General features: G+C 68.3%; 11 protein-coding genes and 1 pseudogene. 3 read left to right on the plus strand and 9 right to left on the minus strand.

Annotated features, from left to right (window positions below):
• Nucleotides 1–198 precede the first annotated feature (198 nt).
• The gene (locus tag QF040_RS16135; protein ID WP_429611902.1) at nucleotides 199–1,905 is read left to right on the plus strand and encodes an S-layer protein; all 1,707 of its coding nucleotides are present in this window, start codon (nucleotides 199–201) and stop codon (nucleotides 1,903–1,905) included.
• Nucleotides 1,906–1,968: 63 nt separating this feature from the next.
• Here QF040_RS16135 and QF040_RS16140 read toward each other — a convergent pair whose 3' ends face one another.
• The 5 genes and pseudogenes from QF040_RS16140 to QF040_RS16160 all read right to left on the minus strand — a co-directional run bounded on the left by QF040_RS16140 (nucleotide 1,969) and on the right by QF040_RS16160 (nucleotide 8,220).
• On the minus strand, nucleotides 1,969–2,859 hold the full coding sequence (locus QF040_RS16140; RefSeq protein ID WP_429611903.1) for a 2OG-Fe(II) oxygenase: 891 nt from the start codon (nucleotides 2,857–2,859) through the stop codon (nucleotides 1,969–1,971).
• A 13-nt stretch (nucleotides 2,860–2,872) separates the two neighbouring features.
• On the minus strand, nucleotides 2,873–3,544 hold the full coding sequence (locus tag QF040_RS16145; protein WP_429611904.1) for a hypothetical protein: 672 nt from the start codon (nucleotides 3,542–3,544) through the stop codon (nucleotides 2,873–2,875).
• A gap of 49 nt (nucleotides 3,545–3,593) precedes the next feature.
• On the minus strand, nucleotides 3,594–4,259 hold the full coding sequence (locus QF040_RS16150; protein ID WP_429611905.1) for a hypothetical protein: 666 nt from the start codon (nucleotides 4,257–4,259) through the stop codon (nucleotides 3,594–3,596).
• On the minus strand, nucleotides 4,256–5,665 hold the full coding sequence (locus QF040_RS16155; RefSeq protein ID WP_429611906.1) for a cytochrome-c peroxidase: 1,410 nt from the start codon (nucleotides 5,663–5,665) through the stop codon (nucleotides 4,256–4,258). Before QF040_RS16155 ends, QF040_RS16150 begins: the two co-directional genes overlap by 4 nt.
• Nucleotides 5,666–5,774: 109 nt before the next feature.
• A pseudogene (locus tag QF040_RS16160) lies at nucleotides 5,775–8,220 on the minus strand (phosphoesterase).
• A 1,073-nt stretch (nucleotides 8,221–9,293) separates the two neighbouring features.
• On the opposite strand from QF040_RS16160, the gene QF040_RS16165 reads away from it, so the two are divergent.
• Nucleotides 9,294–9,845, plus strand: coding sequence for a MarR family winged helix-turn-helix transcriptional regulator (locus QF040_RS16165; protein ID WP_429611907.1), 552 nt, complete (start codon nucleotides 9,294–9,296; stop codon nucleotides 9,843–9,845).
• A 317-nt stretch (nucleotides 9,846–10,162) separates the two neighbouring features.
• Here QF040_RS16165 and QF040_RS16170 read toward each other — a convergent pair whose 3' ends face one another.
• Nucleotides 10,163–10,615 (minus strand): hypothetical protein, encoded by a 453-nt coding sequence (locus tag QF040_RS16170; protein ID WP_429611908.1) that lies wholly within the window; start codon nucleotides 10,613–10,615, stop codon nucleotides 10,163–10,165.
• Nucleotides 10,616–10,798: 183 nt separating this feature from the next.
• Here QF040_RS16170 and QF040_RS16175 point away from each other — a divergent pair, with 183 nt between their 5' ends.
• Nucleotides 10,799–11,203: a helix-turn-helix domain-containing protein gene (locus QF040_RS16175; protein WP_429611909.1), complete on the plus strand. Its 405-nt coding sequence runs from the start codon at nucleotides 10,799–10,801 to the stop codon at nucleotides 11,201–11,203.
• A gap of 36 nt (nucleotides 11,204–11,239) precedes the next feature.
• Here QF040_RS16175 and QF040_RS16180 read toward each other — a convergent pair whose 3' ends face one another.
• From QF040_RS16180 to QF040_RS16190, 3 genes are all read right to left on the minus strand, one after another.
• On the minus strand, nucleotides 11,240–16,546 hold the full coding sequence (locus QF040_RS16180) for a beta strand repeat-containing protein (protein WP_429611910.1): 5,307 nt from the start codon (nucleotides 16,544–16,546) through the stop codon (nucleotides 11,240–11,242).
• Nucleotides 16,547–16,578: 32 nt separating this feature from the next.
• Complete coding sequence (locus tag QF040_RS16185; RefSeq protein ID WP_429611911.1) at nucleotides 16,579–23,811, minus strand: hypothetical protein; 7,233 nt, start codon at nucleotides 23,809–23,811, stop codon at nucleotides 16,579–16,581.
• 205 nt (nucleotides 23,812–24,016) lie between these two features.
• Entirely contained in the window at nucleotides 24,017–26,917 is a 2,901-nt protein-coding gene (locus QF040_RS16190) for a beta strand repeat-containing protein (protein ID WP_429611912.1), read from the minus strand.
• Between the last annotated feature and the right edge of the window lie 46 nt (nucleotides 26,918–26,963).

Here is a 26,963-nt window from a genome sequence, read left to right on the forward strand (position 1 = left end):
TGTCGTCCTTGTCCGGCGGATGACGTCGGCCGGTGATTCACTGTAGCGAGCGTTCCCGCGGACGAGACTTCGGCCTTTCCCGCTCAAACCTTTCACTTCAGTTTCATCGCCGCGTCACGACAGGATTCCAGACTCGGGGTTCTCTTGAAACCTTGGAGCGACGGCCAGCCTTTGCTGGCCGTCGCCGTGTCTGCCGTCATGAAATCCCATCCTCTTTCCTCCCGCTCCCCCGCCGCCCGCTTCTCCACCTTCGCGCTCGCCGCGGCCGCCCTGACCGCTTGCGGCGGCGGCTCTGGCGGCGGCAACCCGTTCGCGGGGCTGCCCATCGTTCCGGCGGCACCGGCGCCCGCACCGGCCCCTGCTGCATCGCCACCTCCCGCGCCGCCGGCGCCGCCCTCGGAACCCACCGGCCGCTGGACCGTCGGCGACCTGCACGTCCACACGATCCAGTCGGACGACACGCAGCAGATCTCCACGCTTGACCAAGTGCTCGCCAAGGCCTTCGACCAGTTCGGGCTCGACTGGGCCGCACTTTCCGATCACCTGCGCCTGTCTTCCTACGACAACAACGGCAACAAGCTGGCCAAGCAGATTCCTTTCTCGGAGGGCATGGCGAAGTACCAGGTGCCGCGCATCAAGGCGCTGCAGGCCGGCGGCAAGTACGCCGACAAGACGATCTTCGCGTCCTTCGAATGGGACATGGCCACGCACGACCACGGCAACGTGGGCATCCTCACCGACAGCCCGATGTCCGATGCCGCGCTCAAGGCCGCGAACCAGTTCGAATACCTGTTCACCAACCGCGACCCCGCGCTGTTCCCGGCCGACGACGTGACGGCGTGGAATGCGAAGGATGCGCGCGCCTTCTCCACGCACGCCGACGTGCTTGCGGCCATCGCCTGGCTCAAGAAGAACTATCCGGACACGAGCTACCTGCAGATCAACCATCCCTCGCGCAACCCGGGCAAGTACACGGCCGCGCAGCTGCGCGAGATGAACGATGCCGCGCCGAACATCGTGTTCTCGCTCGAAGGCATGGTCGGCAACCAGATGGAGCCCGACCGCGGCGGCTACAACAGCGCCTACACGCCGGCCAACCTGCCCTCGCGCACCTACGGCGGCGTGGACTACCTGGTCGCCAAACTCGGCGGCACCTGGGACGCACTGCTGTCCGAGGGCCGCCACATCTGGAACGTGGCGGATTCCGACTACCACTTCACCGTCTCGCAGGGCCAGTACAGCAGCGGCTATGCACCTGGCGAGTACGCGAAGAACCACCTCTGGGGCGACATCAAGGACCCGAAGTCGCTGCTCGCGGCCTTTCGCGCGGGCAAGCTCTTCGCGGTGAACGGCGGCCTGATCGACGCGCTCGACTTCAAGGTGCAGAGCGCCAAGGCCACGGGCGAGATGGGCGCCGAAGTGCCGGCCGTGCCGGGCGAAGACCTGAAGATCACCATCCGCTTCAAGAGCCCCGAGCGCAACAACTACGAGTTCCAGCTGGGCAGCGGCGTGTTCGCCAACGTGAAGCCCGTGGTCGATCACGTCGACCTCATCGCAGGCGACGTGATCGGCCGCGAAACCCCGGGCACGCCGGGCTATGCGCGCGACACCAATCCATCGACCCGCGTGGTCAAGCGCTTCACGCGCAGCGACTGGAAGCTCGATGCCGACGGCTACTTCTCGGTGAGCTACACGGTCAAGGCCGGCAGCAACCAGTATTTCCGCCTGCGCGGCACCAACCTCGGCACCGACGTGCCCAACGAAACCGCGGGCGGCGAGCCGCTGTTCGATGCGCAGACAAGCGGCGCGGACAACGTGGCGCGCTTCAACGCCATCAACGCGCGCAACTACAGCGACCTGTGGTTCTATTCGAACCCGGTGTTCGTGAAGGTCGCGGCGCAGTAGTTTTTGCCCGACACGAAGCGCCATGTCCCTCGCCGGGGGCATGGCGCTTCTTTCATGGCCGCTTCAACGCGCCGCGTCGTCGGCGGCCACGAAGCGGCGCTCGCGCATCCACTTCGTCATGACCCATTTGTCGCCCCGCGTCACCGGCGCGCTCGCGTGCAGGGAGCGTGCATCGACGCGGCCGTTGCCATCGCAGTATTCGAAGTAGCAGGCGTTGCCGCGTATCGGCGACACCGCCAGGCCGAGCTGCGGAAAGACCGTCTGGCCGCCTTCCGGCGCGTCGTTCAGGTAGGTCACCAGCGTGCTCACGCGCTGGCCGCTTCGCGCGATGGATTCGCGGTTGGCGGCGTTGGTGGGCGCCAGGTAGTCGTGGTGCGGCTCGCTGCCGGCGCCGGTCGGGTAGTACAGCAACTGCAGCCCCTCGCCGTTTTCCAGCGGAAGGTTCATCAGCGCCGAAAGGCGCCGGTCGAGACGGGCGACGAGGTCGTTCTCGCCGAGGCGGAAGAACATGCCCCAGCTCGCGCGCTTGTCGCTCACCACGTCGCGGCCGCTCATCGGATCGACCAGCGTGGAAGGTTTCAGGCGCGGCTTCGCCATCTCGATGAGGGCCTTGCATTCGTGGGCATCCACGACGTTGCCGAGTGCCGCAAAGACCGGGTCTTCGCCGCGCGAGTGCACGACGATCTCGCGGTCGGCCGCGAGGATTCGCGTGCCCGGCGCGAGCCGCGCCACCGCCTTGGACGGCGTCTCGTCCGGCAGTTCGATGGCATCGGCCGGCATCGGCCCGCCGCGCTGCCGCGCGTCGAGGTAGGCCGCGACGATGGCCTGCGCGGCCCGCTCGTTCATGCCTTGCTTTCGCATCGTGGCCACCAGCGCCTGCGGCATCTGGCCGGCATTGAGGTTGTGCGTGAGCCAGCGGCCCAGGTCGGGCGAGAAACGGACGACGGTGCTCATGCGCGTTGCCGAATCAGACCGGCCCCGTCTGGGCGACCCAGCCCTTGTCGCCGCGCGTGAACCCCTGGCGCAGTTGCAGCTTGCCGCCCGCGCCGTTGGCGATGCGCGCGACCATCGGAAACACGCGCTGCGCATCGGCGTCCTGCATCCACGGTGCGGTGTCGATCTGGTAGGTGTAGCTCACCACCGCCATCGGATGCTGCGCGTTGGAGGCATCGACCTTGACGTCGACGATCTGCTCGCGCTTGAGATGCGCCACGCAGAAATCGTTGGCCGGTTGTTTTTGCTGTCCGGCGCCCTGCACTACGGACGCATGCGGCTTGTAGAACTTGCGGCCCGCATCGGTCAGCTCGAAGCGCTTGACGGCGCCATCCGGGTTCTCTGTGCTCTTGGGCACAGCGACGATGGTGCTGTGCACCAGGCCCAGTTGCTCCATCACCGGAAACTGGATGGCATGGCGGGCACCGGCGCCGGCCTCGGCTTCGGTCAGGTCGATCGGCCAGTCGGCCATCGCGAGGCAGATGTCGCCGCGCTGGGCCAGGTAGTCGTCCAGCGGCGCCGCGAGGTTCTCGGCAGTGGGTGCGTTGGCATCGTGGCTGGTGCTGCATGCGGCCAGTGCAGAGACCAGGGCGATGCCCGCCAGGGTCTTGGCATGGCGGCTCGGGCGAATGGAACGGAAATTCATGCGGAGTCTTGTTGTGGATTGACGGAAAGCGTGGCGGTCGTGGATTCGGTCAGTGCGCATCGAGTTCGTCCGCGACCCAGCCGCGCTGCGTCAGGTGGACGCCCAGGCGCATCTGCATCGTTCCCTCGCGCTGGATGGCGCGCGCCAGCAGCGGAAAGGCTTGCTGCGCCTCGGGGGTCGCTGCCCAGGGTTCGAGCGCGATGCGGTAGGTGAAGAGCAGCGAGGTCGCGGTGCGGCCATCGCGCGTTTGCGGCGGGTCCCAGCCGACGAGGCGGTCCAGGCTCAGCGTGGCCGCGCAGAAGTCGGCTGGGTGCGTGATGTTCTCGGTCGTGGTGCGGATCACCACCGGCACCTGCAGATAGGACTTGCGGCCCGCATAGGTCAGCGCGTATTCGCGGGCCGGCGCGGTCGCTGTCGTGTCCTTGGGGGTGGCGGCGACGACATCCTTGCCCGTCACCAGCCCCAGCTTCTCGAGCACGAGCATCTGCTGCGCATCGGGTTCGCGCGATCCGGCCAGCACCTTGATCGGCCACTCGTACTTGGCGAGGCACACATGGCCTCGTTGCGCGAGGTAGTCGTTGGTCGTCGCGGTGAAGTTCTCCTGGCTCGGCATGCGCGCCGCTTCGTTGTCGCAGCCGGCGAACGAGACCAGGACCACCAGCAGGGACACCGCACCGCCGATGCACCGAAGGATGGCGCTTGCATTCGTCTTCATTTCACGCACCTGCCGCTGGCCGATGGCGCGGAGGAAGGCTGGTAGCCGTCGCTCAGCGTGCCCAGGAAGCAGACCAGGTCGGCGATCTGCTGCGGCGTCATGACGGGGGTGGCGCCGGGCGCGCGCGGCTTCGTGCCGCTGGCGAGCGTCTTCTCGCCGCCCTCGCCGGTGCCCATCGGCATTTCCTCGTCGACGTTGCCTTGTTGCACTGGCGGCAGGTCGTTGTACTTGTCGACCGTCGCACCCGGCACGGCGGTGGGCTGCAGCGCCCAGACCGGATTGGCCTGCGGCTTGCCGGTGCCGTCGCCATGCGATGGATACCAGTACTCGGGATTGGTGTCCCGCGTGTTGTAGAAGTTGACGACCTGCTCCAGCGAATGCAGCACGCCGTTGTGGAAGAAGGCGCCGCGCGTCGCCGCGTTGCGCAGCACCGGCACCTTGAACATGCCGCAGTACGGATGGGCCTTGCCCGGGGCCGGCATGTAGTCGGTGCGGAAGGGGCCGCAGAGGCCCATGTCGAAATACGCCGGGTCGTCGTTCGCCGGAATCGGGTCCGGGTTGTTCGGGATCGACCGGTCGTTGCGCGGCGCGCCCAGGGCTTGATAAGTGAAGTCCGTCATCAGGCCGCTGTTGCCGTTGAAGTTGGCGCCCGTGTAGTGGCAGCCCGAGCAGTTGGTAACGCCGGTGCTGTGGAACAGCACCTCGCCGCGCCGCTCGGCCGGCGTGAGCACGCCGCCGATCTTGTTGAAGACATAGAGGTCGTACTTGCTGCTGTACGGATGAAAGCTCAGGTCTTCGGTCTCCAGCGCCTGGATCGCGGTGCCCAGGGCGTCGAAGGCGGCATCGGTGTTGTCGAACACGTTGGCGCCGAAGGTTTGCTTGAAGAGGCCTGCATAGGCGCCGTTCTGCACCGCCTTCACGACCGCCTCCTTCGAGCTGTTGTTCATCTCGACCGGGTTGAGCAGCGGCAGTGCGGCCTGTGCCGCCATCGTCGTCGTCCCGCGGCCGTCCCACATGAAGCCGCCGCCCGGCGAGTTGGAGGTCACGCCATCGGGGTTCGGTGCGTCTTCGCTGAAGGGCGGCGTCGATTCCTTGTAGCGCAGCGAGGGCACGGCGCGCGCGCCGGTCTGCTTGATGTCGGATCCCAGCTGCACCGAGATGCTGTTCGGCGGACCGTAGGCGTATTGCGGGTCGTGGCAGCTCGCGCACGACATGTTCCTGCCGCTAGAGAGGTTCTTGTCGAAGAAGGCCAGCTGCCCGACCTGCGCCGGCATGCTCAGCACCTGTTTGCGCGGGGCGGGGGCGGTCGCCACCGCATTGCCGTTGCCGTTGCACGCCGTCAAAGCCAACAGCGCTACAGAGAGCGCCATGACGAGCGGGACCATCTTGTCCGTTGCCAGATTCATCAAAAGAGAGATCGCTTCAAGCTTGTGCCGCGGAGGGCGCGGAGGCAAGACGCCTCGCGTCCCGCCTCCGCACCCTCCGCGGCTTTTCTGTCGTCGGTCTTCGGTTGACTTACTTCGTCGCCCAGACGCTGCTCTGGCTCGCATCGGCACCGACCTGCGGCGTGATCTGGCCTTCCGTCTGGCCCGTCTCCAGATCCTTCACGCCGACGATGTCGTTCGCGTACAGCTTCTGCTTGTAGTTGGCCGGGATCACGTAGGCGTGGTTGATCGGACGCACCGAGTCGAAGTGCGTGTCCGCGCTGTTCTGGTACTCAGGCAGCGCCAGGATGTTGGCCGTGATGAACGCTTCCGAGTACTTGGCGCGGTTCAGGTACGTCGCATCGACCGCCGGGTCGGCGATCTGGAACATGTCCTGCAGCGTGCGCAGGAACGAGAAGTGGCTGTAGGCGTCGCTGTCGGCAACCTTCTTCTTCGCCGTGCCCACGTCCTGCTGGTTCGTGAGGATGCCGAAGATCGAATTGCCGTGGCCGAAATTTGCCCCCGGCGTAGTTGGCCGGCGGTGTGGTGGCGACGGCCTTGCCGCTCGCGTCCACGGTCACCGGCGCGGCGCCGGAATTCGGGCCGCCCGCGTTCCAGCCGCAGCACGAGCCGTTGCTGCCGCCTTCGCCTTCGTCGAACATCACCACGATCGCCACGCGCTTGTGCGGGTTCTTCCACAGCGCCGAGTTCTGGATCGCCTTGACTGTCATGCCCAGGTAGATGTCGGCACGCTTGATGTTGGGACCCTGGCCGTCGTTGCCGCCCTGGCAGCTCGAATCGCTGCCCACGCCGTGCATGTCGTCGCACTGGTCCGGCACGATGAAGTTGATGTTGCCCACGTCGCCCGCGGCCAGGTCCTTGCTGAACTGGTCGTAGACCCAGCCGCCCGGCACCTTGTAGGCCGTGGTCTTGAGCCAGTCGGCTTCCTGGTACTGCGTGCCGAAGATGGTGCGGTTGGTGGCCGCGAACTCGGGCAGGTTGCGCGCGTCCTGGAAGGCGATCGACGGACCATGCTTGACCTTGTAGAGGCCGTTGACCACCGCGAAGTTGGACGTTCCGACGAGGGCGGGGATGGCGGAACCATCGAGGTTGGTCACGCCCTTCAGGCGGCTCGTGTCGTACGTGGCGACCACGTTGGCATCGGCGATGCTGTCGCCGCGCACGTCCTGGCCAGGGTTCATCGATTCGCTGTAGGTGCGGATCGTGCGGCCCGTTCTCGACATCAGCGTGAACAGGTTGTCGCCGGGGACGTTGTGCACCGTGCCGCCGGTCGGCGTGTCGCTGCAGGTCGCGCCAGCGGTCCCGCTCCAGCCCGCGCGCGTGTTCGTCGGCGGGCGGTCGCCCTGGGCCGGCAGCGGCTGGCCGTCGGAGGCAGTGCCGCCGGCGAATGCGACGTCCTTGATGTCGTAGGGCGCGACGGCGCCGCAGCCGAACCAGTTGTCGTCGTGAATGCCGAAGTCGTCGCCGCCGCCCAGCGCGGTGTAGTTCGGCTCGGACGGATTGCCGGTCGAGTAGTACGTGCTCAGCTGGTTGTAGTTGTTCAGGATGTGATTGATGTTCACGGCCCGCGGGTTGCCGACGATCGCATCGGTCGACTTGTTCTCTTCGATGATCACGAAGATGTTGTCGTACGCCGGCACGCCTTCCACATCGAAGGCCGCCTGCTGCGCCTGGGCGAAGGTGATGACCGCCTGCTTCTGCGTCGGTGCCGAGGGGGTGGCCTTGGTGCCGTCGGAGTTGGTGAGGGTCACGCCCGCGAGGCCCACGAGGCGGGGGTCGCCGCCGGCGATGGCCAGGTTGTCCGGGAACATGTCCTTGCGGTCGAGCTTGGCGGTCGCGTAGGTGTAGCGGTTCGTGAGCTCGTTGTCTTGATACAGCGCGGCGTACTGGGTGGCGCCGCCGAGGGTGTTCACGTCCGCCAGCGGGTCACTGAACTTCGCATCGCCGAGGTTGAAGGCCGGGCCGTTCATGCGTGCGGCGAGGTTGGCCTTTTCGGTCGCGTAGTCGCTGCCGTTGGCTTCCACCAGGCGCTGCGCTTCGCTCGACAGCGGGCTGATGACGATCTTGTCCGTGCCCTGGTCGGCGATCTGGGCGGCCGAGGCGCGCAGGATCAGGTGCTTGGCCACGACGGCGCCGGTGGCGGTGTTCGTCGTGCCGGTGCCGATGTCGGCCACCAGCTGTCCGCTGGCGCTGGTCGTGAGCGTGAACTTGCCGCTGGCATCGGTCACGGTCGAGGTTTCGCCGCTGTCGAGCACGCCGTTCCCGTTGGCATCGACGAAGACCGTGGCCTTCTGGTAATAGCCGGGCTTCAGGGCCGGGTTGCCGGTGGTGCTGCCCGGCACGTAGCCGCTGGCGGCGACCACGCCGCTGTAGGTCGTGCTGCTCGTATTGCTCGGCGGAGGAACGATCGGGAAGAAGCCGCTCCCTCCGTCGCTTCCGCCGCCGCAAGCGGCGAGCACGCAGGCTGCAACCGTCGTCAATGACGAGAGCAAAACTCTTTTCTGGAAAATCATCATATATAGGGGCTGTTGGTTATCGATGGTTTTGACCGGCCTGCATGAGCCATGCGGGCATCGTGCGTTTGAGTACGAAACGCCACATCGAGGAGCAATGTAGAAATAGCGGGTGACATCTATGTGTCAAAAGAGGATTTGGCTTTTTGCTAATTTCTGGCTAATTCAATGCATACATTTGCGGCGTGACAATTCGCAGCCACAGGTGGCCTGACCATGGGCTGACCTGTTAATTAGGAAAGAATTAGGGCGCTGATTGCGGTGGGTCCGGCGCAAGGCTTGCGCGTCGGGGGTGACCGCCCTTCCGTAGCTGACCAGCAGGCGTGGAGCGCTTCGATTCGAGTCCTCGGCATCAGAACCAACTCGACAAATTCGGCTTGTACATTTCCCTCGGAAATTGATGCACGCAATTACTCAATGCAATTCAATCAAACGCTAGCGGCGTATTCCCCCGGACGACCGTCTGATTCGCGGCTCGGCAGCCAAAGGAGCCTTCCCTCGCTCCATATCATTGAGATCGGCAATGAATTTTTGCCAATAACATTGCAATCAGTTGCCAGGCAAATTGCACGTGGGCCAGTATTTCTATGACGCGCAATTTTTTGCAGTTGGATTCGCCGATTTCTGATACGGCGATTCAATTCCTTGGGACTTCTGAACTTTAGGTATCTCAGCAAGCGAAAAAACGATTGGTGCTCCTGCGGATGCTTCCCTAGCATCGCCGTCGCCTACTCGCCGGATAAGCGAGGGGCAACGAACCCCTTGGCTCGTGAATCCGTCCTTTCGACAAGGCTGGGTTGGCGATCACGGGATTTGGGCAAGCCTTCAGCGCCTTCGCCGGCAAGCGGCAGCGAGCGAACGGGCTGCCTTTATATGGAGACAGGAATTCACTGGTGAAGACGTACTTGAAATCGATCCGTTCGGCTTTTTGCCGCGGTCATGCCGGTCGCCGCATGGGACGGCGCGCAAGCGCAGTCGGCGGGCTACCTGCTGGTTCATTGCGCATGGACACGATCGGCAACCCGACGGGTCGCGCCGATGCCACGTTCCGTGTGACCAACTGACCCCGAAATCGCATGCAAGCCCTTGCCGATACGACCGAACCGAGCGCGCCCCGCGCGCTGGACGATCTCCTGCTCCACCGCCTGTGGCGCGCCTTGCGTCCGGGCAGCAAACTGGCAACGCGCATCGTGGAGGAGCGCCATGGCATCACCCACCGCGAGTGGGGATTGATCGGCATGCTTGCGCAGATCGGGGAGATCAGGCCCTCTGAACTCTCCGAGCGAATGAAGCTGGACCGCGTGCTCACCTCGCGCGCCCTGCGCGGCCTCTTCGACAAGGCGTTGGTCGAGAGGCGGCAGGACACCGACGACCGCCGCGAGGTGCACGTGCAGCTGAGCGCCGCCGGCAGGCAGCTTTACGAGGACGTGTTTCCGCGCATCGCCGATCTCAACACCGGCCTGCTCGATGGCCTCGACGAGAGGCACCACGACGTGCTTCTCGAATGCCTGCGCCGCGTCGAGTTGCGCAGCCAGGAACTGAATGCACAGGACGCCGTTCCCGAAAAGGCCGACCGCCGCGCGGGCGGCACGCGCCGTCACTGGCCGAGGAACGCGAATCTCACTTGAGAGGTGCCTGACGGCAGAGGCAACCGGCCGGGTGTTCCGGTCAGGTCTGTCGAAGATCCGCATCTTCCGGCCCGATGTGCGCCGGTGAAGGCTGCTTGACGTCGCGCGTCGAGCGAGCCAAGACCAACCGACGGCGAAATGCGCGATCCGGGCATGTCCGCGGCTCGTCTGCTCCGAGGAGCTGGAGTGCAGCCAGAGCCTCGCGGTTCAATGGACACGAATGTAGTAACAAAGTTACAAATACCGTGAACATGGGAGTGCGGCACTCAGGGGCTCGCTGAAAAATGCTGCACTGCAGTGCATCTGCCGATAAGCCGTCAGAGCTTGGCAAGGGGGTCCATCACATCCAGATCGCCCTCTTCATGCAAAACCTGTTTTCTGCCTGCCCCTGCGGCATCGATCATCTCAAGCGCATGCGCCGCAGCACGTGGATGCGACTCCTGCCGTGGCTGCGCCTTTATCGCTGCGACAACTGCGGCAAGCACCAGCTCCATTCCGAACGAGAGCTCGAGGCGGCCAAGGTCAAAAGAGACGCCCGGACCCGTGGTGTCGTGAGGAGGTAGTGCCCTTGCCAGCCCACGAACGCCAGCGAAAGCGCATGCGATCCGGACCAGTGTTGCTTGCCTGATCAATTCATCGCAGATGTCACTAGTTGATGATGGCAAATAACCGTCTTCGTGAAAAAATGCACAGATGCATCGGCGCAGACCATGGACGCAGAGCCTGGCAGGGAGAGCGTCACGGAACCGTTCCCAACCCCTGGATTTCATGTCTCCGTCCTTCGCCCTCCCAGGCAGCGCTTTTCATCCGGTGAATCACCTCCCCCGACGCACAGGGACGCGCCCGTTCCCCTGGCTGCTCCTGCAGTGTTGCCCCATCGCGGCCTCGCCGCGGCGCTCCTTGCGCCTCTTTGCCTCGCCGCAAAGGCGAGGTCGGATCCCGGGGTACGCGTGATGAGCGGTACGTTCACCGAGCGTCTGAAGGAACTCACGGCGGACGTCGGCCGCGGCTGGCAGGCCAGCCTCGCCCGCCACTGCGGGGTGACGCGTGCAGCCATCACCAACTGGCTTTCGGGTCGAAACAAGGGCATCGAATCGACGCACCTGTTCGCCATTGCCGACTATTTCCGGGTCAACCCGCGATGGCTGGCCACCGGTGCAGGCCCCAAGTGGGCCGAAATCCCGATGGACCTGTCAAAGAATGTGCACCCGACCGTGGGCGAGGTACTGAGCAAGTTCGAGGAAGTGGTCGCCCGGCAAGAGCAGATGAACGAGGCCGAGCGCATCGAGCTCTACATCTGGCTGGCCGGCGAAAGGCTGAGCATGCAAGGGACAGCAGGCTCGCACACCGCGGAATGAAGGCGCGCGGGCCGAGCGCCCTCGCGGCGACCTGGCTCAGTCCACCTTCACGCTGAACAGCACCGCCCCGGTGGCGCCCGGCGCCAGCGACCCGGTGAAGGACCAGCGCAGCCCGCCGGTGCCGCCCGCCGCTTGCGAGGCCGCACAGGCCACAGCCGGCGCAGGCAACGCATTGGCCGGCGTGTTCTTGCTGCATGCGGTGAGCGAAGCCGGCGTGGTGCCGGCCTGCGCGGCCACGAAGCTGGTGTACTGGGGCGTGGTGTCGTTGACCGTCATGCCGGAGATCGGCGTGGTTCCGTTGTTGGTGTAGGTCACGCGGTACTCCAGCGTCTCGCCCGACTTGGCCTGGTTGTTCACGCCGAAGCTCGCGCCCTGCGTGACGTTGCGCACTTCCTTCTTGAGCTCCAGCGCACTGTTCGACACGGTGGTGGTGTCCAGCACCGTGTAGCTCGCGCTGAGCGCGGGGCCGGCGTTGGTGAAGTCGAAGCTTGCCTGCACCGTGCTCTGGTTGTTGTTGCCGTTGGCCGCGTTGGCCGGAATGAACTCCTGCATCACGATGCAGACGTTCTGCCCCGCCACCACCGTGAGCGGTGCCGAGGGCGGATACAGCAGCGCGGCGCCGGGCTGCTGCGCGCCGGTGCAGCCGGTGTCGGCAAAGATCTTGCCGCTCCAGCCGCTCACCGCCGGCGTGTCGACCGAATTCGAGATGCCGAAGCGCAGCGTGCCGCCGGTGCGCGCGATGAAGGTGTGGGCGTAGCTCACGGTGCTGCCGGGCATGCCGCTCTTGGCGCCGTCGGCCGCGAAGGTGTTGCGGTCCACGTCGCCGAAGTTCAGGCCGGCGTGGCCGGTGCCGTTCCAAGTGAAGGCGATGCGGTCGGGCGTGCCGGTGCGGGTGTAGGTGTAGCTCGTGCCGCCGCCCGCCACCGCCGTGCCCGAGGGCAGCGCCACGCTGCCGAACGAGGCGCCGGTCGACAGGCGCGCTGCGGTGTTGGTCTCTTCCACGCACAGCGGCGCATTGGCGGCGGTGGCAAAGGGCACGTCGAGCGCGTAGTTGCCGGCGCCGTCGGTGGTGGCGCTCGAGAGCACGGTGGCCGCGCAGTTGGTCAACCGCACGCTCACGCCGGCAATGCCGCCTTCGGTGCCGTTGATGCGCCCGTCGTTCGCCACGCCCGAGCCTGTGCCGTTGTCGAGGAACACGCGGCCCGTCACGCTGAAGCCGAAGCTGTTGACGAAGGTGCAGGTGATGTTGGCGCCGGCCACCATGTTGGCCGCAGGAATCGTGAGCTCGTTGCCCGCGAGCGTGCCGAAGGGCACGGTGGGCGTGGCGCTGGAAGCATCGAGGCAGCTCGCGCTGACCGGGTTGGCGGGCCAGCCGGCGGGCGCGCTTTCCTTGATCTTGGCCAACTGGCCGGCCGTGCCGGTCAGGTTGGCCGCGCCGCTCGCGGTGCCGGCACCGGTCACGCTGATGCTGTCGGTGGCGGCCGAGAGCCCGCTGAGCGCGAAGCCGAACAGGTTGGTGCCGGTGCCGCCGGTGGTGGTCTTCACGATCTGCACCCGGGGGAACGGCGGCGTGAAGGTGTTGGTGAAGGTGCAGGCGATGTTGCTGCCCGCCGCGGTGGCCGCCGCATCGAGCGTCACCCTGCGGTTGGGCAGGTCGGGCGTGGCGGTGCCGCCCGCGCCGAGGCCTGTGCAGCTCACGCCGGTGAGCGCGTAGTTGGCGGGCAGCGGGTCTTCGGTGATGGTGGTGGCCACGCCGGGCGCGGTCAGCGTCTGGATCGCGCCCGCGACCGCGGTGCCGGCCGTCACCGTGGTGATCGTCTGCGCCGCGAGGCCGTTGGTGCCGGCGAAGCCGAACGGTCCCACGCCGCCGTTGCTCACCTTGCTGATCGTCACCGTGGCCGAGGCGGCGTTGGTGAAGGTGCACACCAGCGGCCGGCCGTACTGCACGCTGGCCGCGGGGATCGTGTAGGTGCGCGCGTCGGCGCCGCTGCCCAGGCTGCCGACGGGCGTGCCGGCATCGGTGCAGGTCGCGCCCGCCAGGTTCCAGCCCGGCACCGCCGGCTCGGCGATGGTGATCGCGGCGCCCTGCGTCGTGGCCGAGAAGGGCTGCGTGCCGGCGGTCGCGGTGTTGCCGTCGACCTGCACCGCCGTGCCCGCTGCCACCGTGCTGACCACGCCGTTGGTCTGGGTGGTGTTGCTCAGCGTGAAGTTGAAGGGGCCGCCGGCGCCGCCTGTGGTGGTCTTCGACAGCACCACGGTCGGCGGCGCGCAGACCGCGGTGGTGGTCGCCTGCGCGAGGAAGCCTTCGGCGTTCGCTCCGCTCTTGATGTGCACCACCACCGTGTTGCTGCCGGCGCGCCAGTTGCTCGCGAGCGTCGCGCTCGCCTGCCGGCCCGGATCGAACCCCCGGAAGTTGTAGGGATCGCTGCCGCCCTGCGGCACGCCGGGCACGGTCTGCAGCACGCCGTTGACGAACACTTCCGCCACCGAGTTGTCGGAATAGAAGTCCAGCTTCAGCGAGAAGGTCGCCGGGTTCACCGAGGCCGCCATGTTGAAGGTGAAGCGGTGGTAGACGTCGACGTTGCCCGTGTGGTTCGGGTTGTAGTTCGAGTTCCAGTTGGCGTTGCCGAAGGGCGAGTCGATCCACGCACCGGGCGCCTTGTTGCCCACGTAGGCGCGCTGCCACGAGCTCACGGTGCCGGGGCCGCCGCTGGCAGCGCCCTCGCCCGACTCCCACACCGTGTCGCGGCCGCTGGTGAGCGGCGGTCCGTTCGCGCCGTTGTAGGCGGTGTTGAAGATCGCGGCGTTCGAGAGGCAGCTCACCGTTGGCGGAACCGGCGGCGAGGTGGTGCCGGTGGCGCCCGTGTTGGTGAAGGTGCAGACCAGGTTGGTGCCGGGCACCGTGGCCGCGGCATTGAGCGTGAGCGTGCGGCCCGAGAACGTGGCGGTGCCGCCGGAGGGCAGGCCAGTGCAGGACGCGGCCGTCAGTGTGTAGCCCGCCGGTGGCACGCTTTCGGTGATGGTGGTGGCGGTGCTCGCGGCGGTGAGCGTCTGGGTCGTTGCGCTGGCGGCGGTGCCGGCCACGGTAGTGGTGATGCTCTGCGCGGCCAGGCCGTTGGTGCCGGTGAAATCGAAGGTGCCGACGCCGTTGGTCGAGATCGCGCGGATAGTCACCGTCGGCAGTGCCAGGAACCGGTACGTCTGCGGGCTCGGCAGGTAGCTGCTGCCGCTGGCCGTGAAGGTGCCGCCCAGTGCCGCGCCGCCCAGGGTGACTGCGGTGGTGCTGTAGCTCCCGGCCTCGGTGGTCGTTGCCGTCACCTGGCAGGTGCTGGCGGCGCTGGTGGTGCAACTTCCCGCCGCGCCCTCCGCGCCGCCGTTGAAGGCCACGTCGGGCGTGGCGCCGAAGTTCACGACCACGCCGGCGCCGGCCGGGTTGCCGCTCGCGTCGCGCACGAAGACCTGCAGCACGTTCTGCGCGGTGCCATTGGCCATCTGGTTGTCCGTGACCACGCGCAGGCCCGACTGGGCGGCGCTCGGCGTGCCGGCCACGAAGCTGTAGCTCGCCGGGCTCGCGCCGTAGCTCTGGCCGTTCGCGGTGAAGACGCCGGTCAACACACCGAGCGGGATTCTGACCACGGTGCTCTTCGTACCCGGCACGGTGCTGGTCGCGCTGACCTGGCAGGTGCCGTCGGTGGCGGTGGTGCAGGTGCCTGCCGCGCCCACGGCGCCGCCATTGAAGGCCACGCCAGTGGTGGCGGCGAAGGTCACCACCGTGCCGGCCACCGGGTTGTCGGCCGCGTCGCGCACGATGGCTTCGAGCACGTCCTGCGCGCTGCCGTTGGCCACCTGGTTGTCGGTGACGGTGCGCTCGCCCGAACGCGCCAGGGCCGCGGCGCCGGTGACCACGGTGGTCGCGGCGCTGGCGCAGCTCACCGTGGCGTTGGACACGCACGCCGCACCCGGCGCCGTGGCCGGCGTTCCGCTGCCGGCCACGTTGGTGTTCGCGTAGTTGGTGAGCACCGTGCCCGCGGCCACCAGCGGCGCCGTGGCATTGAGCGTGAAGCTGCGCGCGCCGCCGTTGGCGGCGATGCCGGCGTTGGTCAGCGTCAACGTGCAGGTCAGCGCTGCGCCGGCTGCGCTGGGCAGCGTGCCGCAGCTCACCGAATTGACGCCGGTACCGCCGCTCGCCGAAACGGCGACGACACCCGGCGGCAGTTGCTCGCGCACGACCACCGAAGTGCCGGTGGCGGCGGGGCCGTTGTTGGTGAGGCTCAGGACGTAGGCGATGGCCGCGCCCGGTGCCACCGTGGCCGGCGCCGTCTTGGACAGCGTGATCGACGGCGGCGCATTGAACTGGATCACCACCTGGCCGTTGCCGCCGCTGGCGTCGCCGCCACCGCCGTTGCCGATGCCGGCCGCGTAGTGGGTGTCGCCCGTGCCGGCCGCCGCGCCGCCGCCATTGTTGGACGTAGAGATCGCCCCCGCCGTCGAGGTCGTGCCGGTGACGCCGCCGATATAGCCGGAGCCGCCACCGCCCATGCCGTTGGGCGAACTTCCCTGGCACAGCCCGCCGCCGCCGCCGAAGTAGCCGCCGCCGCCGCCACCGCCGCCCTCGTTCTGGTTCTCGTTGGTGGAGCCGCCGTTGCCGCCCTGCAGCGCGGAGCCGGCCGTCGGTGCGCCGAGGTTGCAGGTGCCGCCCGAGCCGGCCGCGCCGCCGCCCGCCTGGGTGCCGGGCCGCCCGCTGGCGGCAACGCCGTCGTCGCTTCCGCTCGCGCCTCCGCCGCCGCCGCCGGCAGGCGTGCCCACGTCTCCGCCCGGCGACGAGCCGCCGCCGCCGCCGGCAATGAGGCGCGCGTTGCCCTGCGTGTAGGTCGTGGTGGCGAACACGCCCGACAGGCCGCCGCCGCTCGCGCCGATGGCCGTCGCCTGCGAGGTGCCGCCCGCGCCGCCGCCGCCGTAGGTCGTCGACGTATCGTTGACGCCGCCGCCCTCGCCCACGCGAACACCGAGCGCGCTGCCCGCCGTCACCGTCAGCGTGCCGGAGGCGAACCCGCCGCCGCCACCGCCGCGCTGCGTGGGGAAGTAGCTGCTGTTGGGTCCGCCGCCGCCGGCGCCCCAGGCCTTGATGAACACCGAGGTCACGCCGGTCGGCACGGTGAAGGTCTGGTCGTCGCCGGAGTAGGTCATCCGCACGCACGAGTTGTAGCCCGATTGCGGCGTGCACGTGGCCTGCGCGGCCTGCGCCGGTGCCGGCATGAGCAGCAGTGAGAGCAGCGCCAAAAGCGCAACGAGCGCCAGCACGGCGCGCGCGCGCAGGACGCCCGAAAAAAGGAATTGAGTCATCTGTCCTGCCATGCCGGCCGAATCTTTTCTTGTCATGGGCGGGCTGCCGCATTCGCGCTCGCGGCGCCTGCCGAGGGGAAGCCGAGCCCCGTCTCGTCGAACTTGAAGCGCAGGCGAATGTACGCACCCTTGCTGGTGTATTCGTTGGCGGTGAGGTCGCGGTCCTTGAGGCCGACGACGTTGTAGCCCACCGAGACCCACAGGTTCGTCATCGCCTGGTAGCCCACTTCGACGCCCAGCGTCTTCTGCAGCGCACCGCCCTTGCCGTACAAGAGGCCGGCCTGGATGCCGAAGTCCCAGTCCTTGTCGATGTCCTGCGTGTAGCGCGCCTGCAGCAGGTGCGCCCAGTAGGTGCTCCTGAGCCAGCCGTCGTCGGCGCGCGACCACTTGGCCGCGTAGCGCCCGTTGATCACGGTGCCGGGACGCGGGTTGTAGTTGAGGTGGGCCGAGACGATGTCGGCGCTCGTGCTGCCCGGCAAGCTCGCATTGCCCGAGCCCGAACCGAAGACGCTCGCGCCGTCGAGCGCACCGGTCGAACTGCCGGTGCCCACCACGCGCTCGGAACGGCGCTCGTAGCGCATCAGCGCATTCCAGCTGTCGGTGTCGACGGGACGGTAGGCCAGGCCGATCTGGTGGCGCGCCAGGTGATGCTCGTTGCCCGCGTTGGTGCCCTGCCCTTCGCTGTCGCTCATCACGCTGCGTGCGAGCAGGCTCCACGCGCGATCGATCTTGTAGCCGAAGCCGGCGCTGAACAGGCGCGTGTTCGCATCGTCGCCACGCCGGCCTTCGAGCACGCCGCTCGCCTTGACGCGCTCGGTGCCGTACTCGACGCCGCCGGTGATGGCCGTCGATTGGCCGAGGCCGCCCGAATAGGCCGTGCCGGTGTTGCCGCTGTTGGCCAGGCCGCCGAGCTGGCGCGTGTGCTCGATGCCGCCGGTCAGGCGCCACTGGTCGTTGAGCTTGAAGGTGTTGCGCACGCCGGTGGCCGCCTGCGCGGCCCGGCCGTCGATGCTGTCGGCCAGCCGGTATTCGCTGTAGACGCGGCCGCCTTCCATGTAGCTGCTCTCGATGCCCAGGATGCCGACGTTGTTCGAGCCGGTCGTGCCGAGTTCGTCCTGGCTGTAGAGGCTGGAGACCAATTCGTAGCGGCCGTAGATGCGCGTCTTGTCGGTCACGGCGTAGTTGCCGCCGATGGCCAGCACATGGCGATCGGACTTGCGTATGTCCTGCTCGCCCTCGACGAACACATTGGCCTGCGGCAGGCCCGGCACCTGGGCCGAGATGCGCGCGCGCACGGTCGTCAGGTCTTCCACATTCGCATTCGCGGCGGCCGCGGCGCCCAACGCGGTGACGTTGCCCGCGCCCACGCCGCTGCCGAGATTGCCGCTGTAGGTCGAGATCTGGCCGTAGTCGAAACCCGAGCTGGTGCCCAGGCCCGCGCCGCTCTGCCCGTGGCGCAGGCCCACTTCGGCGACCAGTTGCTCGCCGACCTTCTTCTGCACGCTGGCGGTGAAGCCGCGGCGGCTGCCGCCGAGCAGCGCGTCCTGGCTGAAGAGCGCCTCGCCGCGCAGCGCGGTGCTGGTGTCGATGCGGTACTCGGCGCGCGCCGAGGCTTCGGTGCGCCCGGCCGAGAAACTCGCGCCGGGGTTGTCGAAGCCGGTGCTGGTCTTGTTGGCCAGCGCCACCACGGCGAGGTCTTCGGTCTGGTGGCGCAGCTCCACGCGGCCGCCGCTGCCCTTGCCGTTCTTGTCGGACTCGGTGCGCACCCACTCGCCAGCCATGGTGGTGTTCTCGCCCACGCGCGCCACCGCGGTGAGCGCGCCGAGCTTGCGGCGGTTCTCGGGGTTCTCGTCGGTACTCGCGACCACGCCCAGTTGCAGGTTGTCGGTCACCTTCACCTGCACGTCGGTGCCGGCCACGTTGAACTTCGGCCCGCCGGCATCGACCTCGTAGGTCACGCGGATCGACTGCGGATTGAGGTTCGCATCGACCGAGGAGATCGCATGCGTGAACAGGATGCGGCGGGTGAGCGGCTCGATCGTGTAGTCCACGAAGCGCGCGACCGTCGTGCGCTGCAGCACGAGGTTGGGCTGGTTGCGGTCGCGCACCACCACCTCGACCTGCTCGCTGTTGTCGACGAACTCGCCGCCCGTGGCGCTCAGGTAGTACGGGCCCGAGGTGCCGACCGCGCGGAACTCTTCCACCTGCTGCGTCTGCGCAGTGCGCGAGAAGAAGCTGGTGGCGCGCACGTTGCCGTCGTCGTACACGTGCTTGGCGCCCGTGAGCGCGCGGTTGTTCTGGCTCAGGTTGCGCACCTCGGTGCTGCTGGCGGTGGTGAAGTCGCCGTACAGCAGGTACGACCGGTTCTTGTCGATGCGCACGTAGAGCTTCTGCGTGCTCTGCGCGTCGAAGCCCTTGACCGACGAATCGCCGTACACCGGATAGAACTCGTCGGGCCGGATGTCGCGGAACAGGCGGTCGTCGCGCGCCTTGGCCGAGTCGTAGGCGGCCGTGAGCAGGTACTCGCCCTTGACGGTGCCCTTGAAGAAGAAGGCGCTGCGGGCGGCCGCGCGGCGGTTGTTGCTCTCGTCGGCCAGGCCGGCGAGCTCGGCCTCGAAGGCGGCGCCGGCAGGCATGGCGCCCAACGGCACGCCGCCGCGCCTGGTGAGGTCGAGCACGCCTTCGACGATGCCCACGCCGATCATTGGCCGCATCTCGGGCAAGAGCGCGAGGCGCACTTCCTTCACGAAGCTGCCGGCCGTCACGCGCAGGCGCGCATCACCGGGTTCGCCGGGCGGCAGCAGGCGGAACTCGGCCGCGCCGCCTTCCATGAAGACCTGCGTGCCCGGCTCGGCGGGGTTCAGGTCTTCGTCGAGCCATCGGCCGCGGTCGGTTTCCAGCGTGAGCTGGGTGCGCGCGGTCACGGGCACGCCGGCGGCATCGGTCAGGCGTACCTTCACGATCACGGGCGTGCGCAGGTCGGCCTGCGCGGACGCGGGCAGCTCGACCTGGATCGCACCGAGCTTGTCGGGCGCGACCACGGTGATCTGCTGCGCGGCGCCTCGCGCGTTGCCGAAGGGGTCCATGCCCTCCAGCAACAGGCGGTTGGCGCCGGGCTGCAGCACCACGCCGATGTATTCCCAGGCGCCGAGCTTCTTCGCATCGAGCTGGGTCTTCTTGCCGACGCGCCGCTCCTCGATGGCCTTGCCGTTGACGGTGAGGCGCAGCGCGAGGCCGGCCTCGCCCTTCACGCGCACATTGACCGACTGGGCCGGCAGCGTGTCGCCGTCCTTCAGGTCGATGAAGCCGAGGGCGTTGCCTTCGATCCGCGGCAGCAGTGCTTCAAGTTCGACCAGGCTGGGCACGGCCTGCGGCAGCAGCGGGTTGGCGCGCGGCTCGAGCATCTGGGTGCTGGTGTTGACCGGCCGGCTGGCGAAGGCGCCCACGCCGGCCGCACCGCCACCCGTGGCCGAAGCGCCCTGCGCGTTGGTGGGCAGGCCGTTCAATGCCGCGAACAGGCTGCCGGCGGGCGTGGGTGCCGGCGCGGCGCTGGCGCCGAGCGTGCCGCTCGCCGTGCCCGATGCGCCGTTGACGAAGCTGCTTGCGCCCGACGGTGCCACCGGCATCGCGATGAGCGGTGCCGAGTTGGCGAGCGTGGAACCGGTGCTGCCGGTGCTGCCCGTGACCGACGACTGGCCGCTGGCGGGCAGCGAGCGCACGTCGCCCACCGGCACGATGCGGCCTTCGGGGTCGAGCCGCATGCGCACCTGCGCTTCGGCTTCGGTGTCAGGGATGGCGGCGATGGCCGCGCGGCGCGCGATCACGTCGTTCATCACGTCGGGTGCGTCGCAGTTGCCGATGATGAAGTTGGCCTTGTGGAACTCGCCCTTCTTCAGGTCGACGAAACGGCTCTCGGGACGGCCGGCATTGCGGTTGTCGAGCACCGCGAGCTGCGCCCCGCGGGGCAGCGTGGTCTGGTCGATGCGCAGCACGTGCGTGAGGGGCTTCAGGCCGTACAGGCTCCACTTGCCCTCCACGTCGGTGATGACGTGGGTGCCGTCTTCCATGTAGAGGCGCACGCCGGGTACGCCGATTTCATCGTCGCCCTTTTGCCGCCCGTTGCGCTTGCAGTCCATGTAGACCTTGCCGAACATGAAGGCGTCGTCGGAGAACACGCCGCCGGTCACGCGCACGGTCCAGCTCGCCAGGTTCGACTGCATCGGGCCCGAGTTCGCGCGCGCGCGGTTGACGGCGTCGCCGTTGGTGGGCGCGCCCACGCCGATGCGCACGCGATAGCGCACCGTGGCCGACTGGTCCACGCCCAGCTTCAGCGCCGGGTAGTCGAAGAACAACTGCGGGCCCGCGCCGCCGACCGGATCGACCGCCGCCGCGCCATTCAGCCGCACGCTCTTGGTCACATAAGCAAAGCCCGGCGGCAGCGTGTCGGACAGGCGCACGCCGGTGACCGGAAATCCGGTCTTGTTGGTGACGACCAGGGCGTAGTCCATGAAGTCGCCGAACTCGGCCTGGCGCTTGCTGCCTTCCTTGCGCAGCACCAGCCCGAGCACATTCCCCGGATCGAGCGGGATGTGGTTGTGCACCACGTCGCAGGCGGCGCCCGCGGCGTCCAGGCCTGCGTTGACCGAGAAGTAATGGGTTGTCGCATCCGCCCCTTGCGGCGCGCCGGCATTGGGCACGATGGCGCCGCAGCGGCTGAAGGTGCCGGCCGTGGCCGGGATGAGCTGCGACGGCGCCACGTAGCCGCTGCCCGCGGGCGGCACCACGCCGATCGCATAGGTGCACGAGCCGGTGACCGGCGGCGACTGCAGGTAGAACTGGTAGCCGCCGTCGGCGCCGGTGACCATCGAGACGCTGCCGTTGGCATTGACCGTGTAGAGGCCCGACGCGCCGCCGTACAACTGGTCCGTGGTGATCGGCGTGACCGCCCCGCTGCTGCACGACTGGCGCGTGAACGTGACGACCGCGCCGGCCACCGGCTCGCGCGTGACCGCGTTGTAGACCACGCCCTGCGGATCGACCAGCAGCGACTGCACCGAGCTCGCGCTCGCCACCACCAGCATGGCCGGCGTGACGTTCACCGTGTTCTGGTCGAAGGCCGCGGCCCAGCCCTTGTTGGTGACAGCCATGCGCCCGCCGATGGCCGCGGGCTTCTGCGTCATGCGCACGGTGAACGACAGCTCTTCGCTCTGGCCCGGCGCGAGCGAGCGGCTGCCGTCGGTCACGCTCAGCACGGCCTCGGTCGGCAGCTTGAACGGATCGCTGCTCGCCAGCGACTCGCGGTCGCAGCTCGCGCGGCCCGTGAAGCCGGCCGCCGCGTTGAGCACGCCGTTGCGCGCCTTCGGCGGTGCGATCAGTTCCCAGGCGGCCACGAGGCCGTCGGGCTTGTCCATGTCGAAGGTGCAGTTCAGGTTGTCGATGAGCCGCAGGTTCGGCGCCGCGGCCACGCCGGTGTTGGTCACCTTCAGGTGGTAGTCGAGCTCGTACACGCCCTGCGCCACTCGGCGCGGCGCCGAGGCGGTCTTGACCAGCGAGAGCGTGGGCAACTGCGTGGACACCGGCGTGGGCGAGCTGTCGTTGTTCGGATTGCCGTCGCCGTCGGCATCAGGGTTGCTGCCGTTGACCGAATCGTCGAAGGCCACGGGTGCCCCGCCGGGCGCGAGCGCACCCTGCGCGCGCGCGGTGTTCAGGAGCGTGCCGGCGCGGCCGCCGACATTGAAGCGCACGTCGAAGCGCACGGTGAACTGCGCACCCACCGGCAGCACCGCGCCGGGTGCGAGCAGGTTCTCTGCACCGGCGGTGCCGTTGAACGCGCTGTTGACGGCGGCCACGGTGCCGCTCACGCCATTGCCCTGGTTGCTGGCGATGGCCAGCGAGCCCGGCACGATCGTGTACTGGTTCGCGGCCGGCACGGCCGCCGGAGTGAAGGCGCCGAACTGCGTGGTGCCGCTGCCTTCCATGAGGTCGGCCACCTGCACGCCGTAGAGCCACACGGCGCCGTAGTTGCGCACGTTGACGCTGAAGCTCACGGTGGCGGTGCCGTCGAGCTGGCCGTCAGCGCCGTGGTTCATGCGCGGCGTCGAGGCCGCCTTGGCGACGCCGATGCGGTTCTGGCTCGAGGTGATGACCACCGTGTTCGAGGGCGACGCCGCCGGCGCCACGCCGTCGTTGTAGTAGCCCTGCGCGGTGTTGCGGATGTCCCCCGCCTGGTCTGCCTTGACCTGCACCGCGAACTGCATCGCGATCGACGCATTGCGCGCCAGCGGTGCCGGCACGCCGATGGCCACTTCGACGGCCGAGGCGTCGTCCACGGTGCGATAGCTGAAGTCCGCATCGCCCGGCAGGCGGAACAGCCGCACCGCGCCGGCCGCCGTGCTCTGCAGGCTGCCCGCGATGTAGCGCGTGCCCGCGGGCACGAGGTCGCGCACCAGCAACAGGGCGGTGGGCGTGCCGTTCACCAGCACCGGCGTGCCGGCAGGTGCGGCGGTGTTGCCGGGGCGGGCGTCGCGCGCGCCGATGTTGGTGCTCGACACGGTGAAGTCGATGCGCGTGCTGCCCGGCACCACGAGGCCCGGATAGCTGGCCGACTTGGTGAGCGCGAGCACCGCCACGTCGCCCGCGGTGACGGTGTCGCGGTTGACCGCGCTGAGTTTCTGCAGCGCGGTGGTGGCGCCGAGCACCACGCAGGCGCTCCCGGTGGCCGTGGCGGGCACGGTGCCCTGCACCAGCAGCGCCGCGGTTTCGCCGGGCTGCAGTGCGATCGCGCCGCCGGCGCCCAGCGGCAGCACCGGATCGGCCGCATCGACCACGCCGTTGTTGTTGCTGTCGCGCACCACGCGCAGCGCGGAGAGATCGAGCGCATCGGCCGGACAGCCCGCACCGTTGTTCGCCAGGCCGATGGTGTAACTCGACGGCACGTTGCCGGTGTTGGTGAGCAGGTGGCTCAGCGTGACGACCGAGGCCGGCGGGCGGTCGACCGACTGGTCGTGCGTGAGCACCAGCGCCTCCACCGGCAGCACGCTGGCGACGACGCTGTTGGAGCTCGAAATCTCGGTCTGCGCAAGGCCAGCCGGCACATAGGTGGCGGTGGCGACGTTGCGCAGCACGGTGCCGCCGGCCGGCGCGGCGGCGTGCGCGACAGGTCCGGCGACCGTGCAGCACAGAACCGCCATCGCAGCGACGGCAGCGGCCATGCCGCCTCGCCATTGCTGCGAGCGGGTGCTCAGGTACGCCAGAAGAAATTGCACGCCACGAACCTTCCGTCGGCCCCTCGCACGCGGCGCGAGCCGTCAAAACTCAAAAAACTTTTTCCTCTGCCGCCTGCAAATACAGGTGCGGTTGCGTGCTGCTTTGTTGGAAGCGGCAAGGGAAAAAGGCGAAGCGAGCCGATGCGGCAGCGCCTCGCGAAAGCCGGCGGACCGCAAGGCCCGCCGGCGACTCAAACCCTTGTCGTTACTGGTTGATCTTCACGGCGAAGGTCAACGTGGCCGTGCCGCTCGGGGCCACGGAATTGCTGGCGCTGCCGCAGCTCACCGCGGTGGCGGTCTGTGCGTAGACGAGTGCCGTACCGGACACGCCGGTCGAGGTGCACTGCGTTGCAGCCGTGGGTTGCGTGGCGCTCAGCGAGGTGTACGCAGGCACTGCATCGTTGATCGCGATGTTGGCGACCGGCGAGGTGCCTTCGTTGGTGGCGACGACCTTGTAGACGATGCACTGGCCCGGCTTGAGCGACAGCGGTGCTGCCGCGAATGCGCCGTCCGCCGTGCCATCGCAGGCGACGTCGGCAGCCTGCGTCTTGAGGACGCGGATCTGGCCGGTGATCACGGTGCTGATGTCGGTGGCCGACGGGGCGCCGCAGCCACCTGGGCCGCTGAAGGTCGCGGTCACGGTCGTGGTGTCGGTTGCGCCGGCGCTGGCGCCGCCCGGTGCGAACACGCGCACCAGCAGCTTCTGCGATGCGCCCACGGCCAGCGGGCCGGCTTGCGGGCCGGTCACCAGCGTGTCGCCCGCGTCGATCTGGCCGTCACCGTTGACGTCCAGGTAGATCGCGGTGGTCCAGCCGAGCGAGGCGTCGGCCGCCGGCACGGTGGCCGTCAGCGTGTACGCACCGCAGCTCTGGTTGCCGGTGTTGGTCAGCGTGTGCGGATACACCACGGTGCCGCCCGGTGCGAGCTGGCCGCTGTTGTTCGGCGTGAGCGTGGCGCTCGACACCAGTGCGGCGGTCACGGTCACGGCGTCGGTCTTCGTGTCGGACACGATCACACCGGTCGAGGCGACGGCGGTGGACTGCACCTGGAAGTAGACCTTCTGCGCGGTGACGGGCGACTGCGTGGCAGGCGGCGTCACGCAGGCAGCGACCTGGCCTTGCGCGCCGGCATTGACGGCCACGCTGGTGATCGCCGCCGATGCGCAGGTGCCGCCCGACGCCACGAACTTCACCGTCCAGCCGGTCGGCAGGGTGCCGGGGAAGCTGGTCGACTGGCTGGCAGCCAGGCTGTAGGTGTTGTTGACCGAGTCGTTGTTCTTGACGAACAGCGCGAACACGGTGCCGGTGCCGGCGGCCGTTGCATTGGTCGAGGTGGGCAGCGGGCTCGGGCCGGGGCCCAGGTCGCCGTCAGCCACCGAGCCGGTGCCCGTGCCTGCCGCGGTGTTGGTCAGGTCGACCAGCGAACCGACGACGATGGTCACGCGATCGAGCGTGGCATCGATCTTGGTCGCGTCGCCTGCGGAGCGGCCGGTCACCGTGGCCGCGAACGGACCGGCGCCCACTGCCGTGGCGGACGGCACGTTGGCCTGCACCACGATGTTGACACTGCCGCCGGCCGCAATCGGGCCGGTGTCGGGCACGCCGTCGCCGGTGGTGTCCAGCAGCGGCGTGACGCCGTCGGCCGCGAACAGCACGAAGGTCGTGCCTGCCGGGAACGTGCCTGCCGCCACCGTGAGGTTCACGGTGTCGGTGCCGGTGCCCGCGTTGAACACCGACTGCGCGAACTTGACGCTGCCGCCGGCCACGACCGAAGGACGCGTGGTCAGGTCGGCTGCGGTGCCGTTGGGCGTGCCGGGCGTCGTGTCGACGGCGGTGGCAGCGGTCGATGGGTTGGTACCCACCGCGATGCTGTAGCTCGCCACGACCGTGTAGGCCGACGGGTTGGTGCTCGAGCCCGGCGTGCCGATGGCTGCCGCCGTGATCGTCAAGGGGACGTTGGCCGGCTCGAACTTCGCCACGTTGGTGGTGGTCGAGGTGCCGATCGCCGCGTTGCTGTTCACCAGCACCACGAAGCTCACGGTCTGCGTCACGTTCTGGCCCAGCGCGGCAACCACGGTGTTCAGCGTATTGCCGCTCACCTGGAAGTCGATGCCGGCCGGATCGCCGCCCACGCCGTCGCCCAGTGCCGTGCCGGGTGCGCTGCTCCACACCGCGGAACCCGCGACGTAGGTCATGCCGCTCGGCAGCGCGTCGGACATTGCGAACCTGCCTGGCGCGCCGCCCGTGTTGTTGAACGTGAGCGTGTAGACCGTGTACTGGCAGGTCGCGCTGGAAGCGAGGCCGGCCGACCAGGTCGTGGCGCATGCCGCCGTCGAGCGCGGACCACCGCTGGTCGCGGTCGGCCAGGCGCCATTGCCCGGACCAGCCACGGACGGAATGCCGATCGACTTGGTGACATTGAACGCCGCGTCCGTCGTCAGCGTGACCTGATCCTTGTCGGCCGCCGAGGTGTTGGGCGCGGTGTACAGCGCCGTGGTACCCGGAGTGGCGGTGATGGTCGCCGTTTCAAAAGCACCGGCACCGTTGGCCGTGCCGGGGATCGTGTACGCCACGACGAAGCGGAACACGCCGTTGTTGCCGGCCACGCTCTGGGCGGGCACGCTGCAGACGCCCGCGGCTGCGGCCGTGCACAGCGGGGTGGTGCCGTCGGGCACGCCGTCGCCGTTGGCATCGGCGTAGACCTCGACCTTGGAGAACTTGTCGGCGTCGGCATCGACCGTCAGCGTGAACGTGTCGGTACCGTTGCCGGTGTTGGTCAGCGTGTGCGGTGCATAGACGATGGAACCCGCGGCGCCGATCTTGGTGTTGACGATGGTCGTCGTGACCTGGTTGACCGAGTCGAGCGTGAAGGAACCCACCTGCTGGACCGTGGTCTGGACCAGGTTGGACGTGGCCAGCTGCGTGGTGCCGGCCGAGTCGGAGTAAGTGGCTGAAGCCTGGTTACCGATGACGGTATTGGCAGGCGGGGCCGCGGCCAGGGCGGCTGAACTTCCGAACAGGAAGCCCAGCGTCAAGGCTGCGGCGCCGGCCCAGGACACGGTCGGCTTGAAGCCGATGCCGCGCCGGGTTGGCAGGGTGGAAATCACGTGGTTTCTCCTCGGTGGTCAAAAAGGCGGTGGGACATGAAAAAAC

The sequence above is a fragment of the Variovorax sp. W2I14 genome (assembly GCF_050435205.1).
GTDB classification, from domain to species: Bacteria; Pseudomonadota; Gammaproteobacteria; order Burkholderiales; family Burkholderiaceae_C; genus Variovorax; species Variovorax paradoxus_C.

Bases quoted from the DNA above. Each gene is read 5' to 3' on its own strand.
- QF040_RS16135 (WP_429611902.1), top strand. From the start codon at position 199: ATGAAATCCCATCCTCTTTCCTCCCGCTCCCCCGCCGCCCGCTTCTCC.
- QF040_RS16140 (WP_429611903.1), bottom strand. From the start codon at position 2,859: ATGAGCACCGTCGTCCGTTTCTCGCCCGACCTGGGCCGCTGGCTCACG.
- QF040_RS16145 (WP_429611904.1), bottom strand. From the start codon at position 3,544: ATGAATTTCCGTTCCATTCGCCCGAGCCGCCATGCCAAGACCCTGGCG.
- QF040_RS16150 (WP_429611905.1), bottom strand. From the start codon at position 4,259: ATGAAGACGAATGCAAGCGCCATCCTTCGGTGCATCGGCGGTGCGGTG.
- QF040_RS16155 (WP_429611906.1), bottom strand. From the start codon at position 5,665: ATGAATCTGGCAACGGACAAGATGGTCCCGCTCGTCATGGCGCTCTCT.
- QF040_RS16165 (WP_429611907.1), top strand. From the start codon at position 9,294: ATGCAAGCCCTTGCCGATACGACCGAACCGAGCGCGCCCCGCGCGCTG.
- QF040_RS16170 (WP_429611908.1), bottom strand. From the start codon at position 10,615: ATGAAATCCAGGGGTTGGGAACGGTTCCGTGACGCTCTCCCTGCCAGG.
- QF040_RS16175 (WP_429611909.1), top strand. From the start codon at position 10,799: ATGAGCGGTACGTTCACCGAGCGTCTGAAGGAACTCACGGCGGACGTC.
- QF040_RS16180 (WP_429611910.1), bottom strand. From the start codon at position 16,546: ATGACTCAATTCCTTTTTTCGGGCGTCCTGCGCGCGCGCGCCGTGCTG.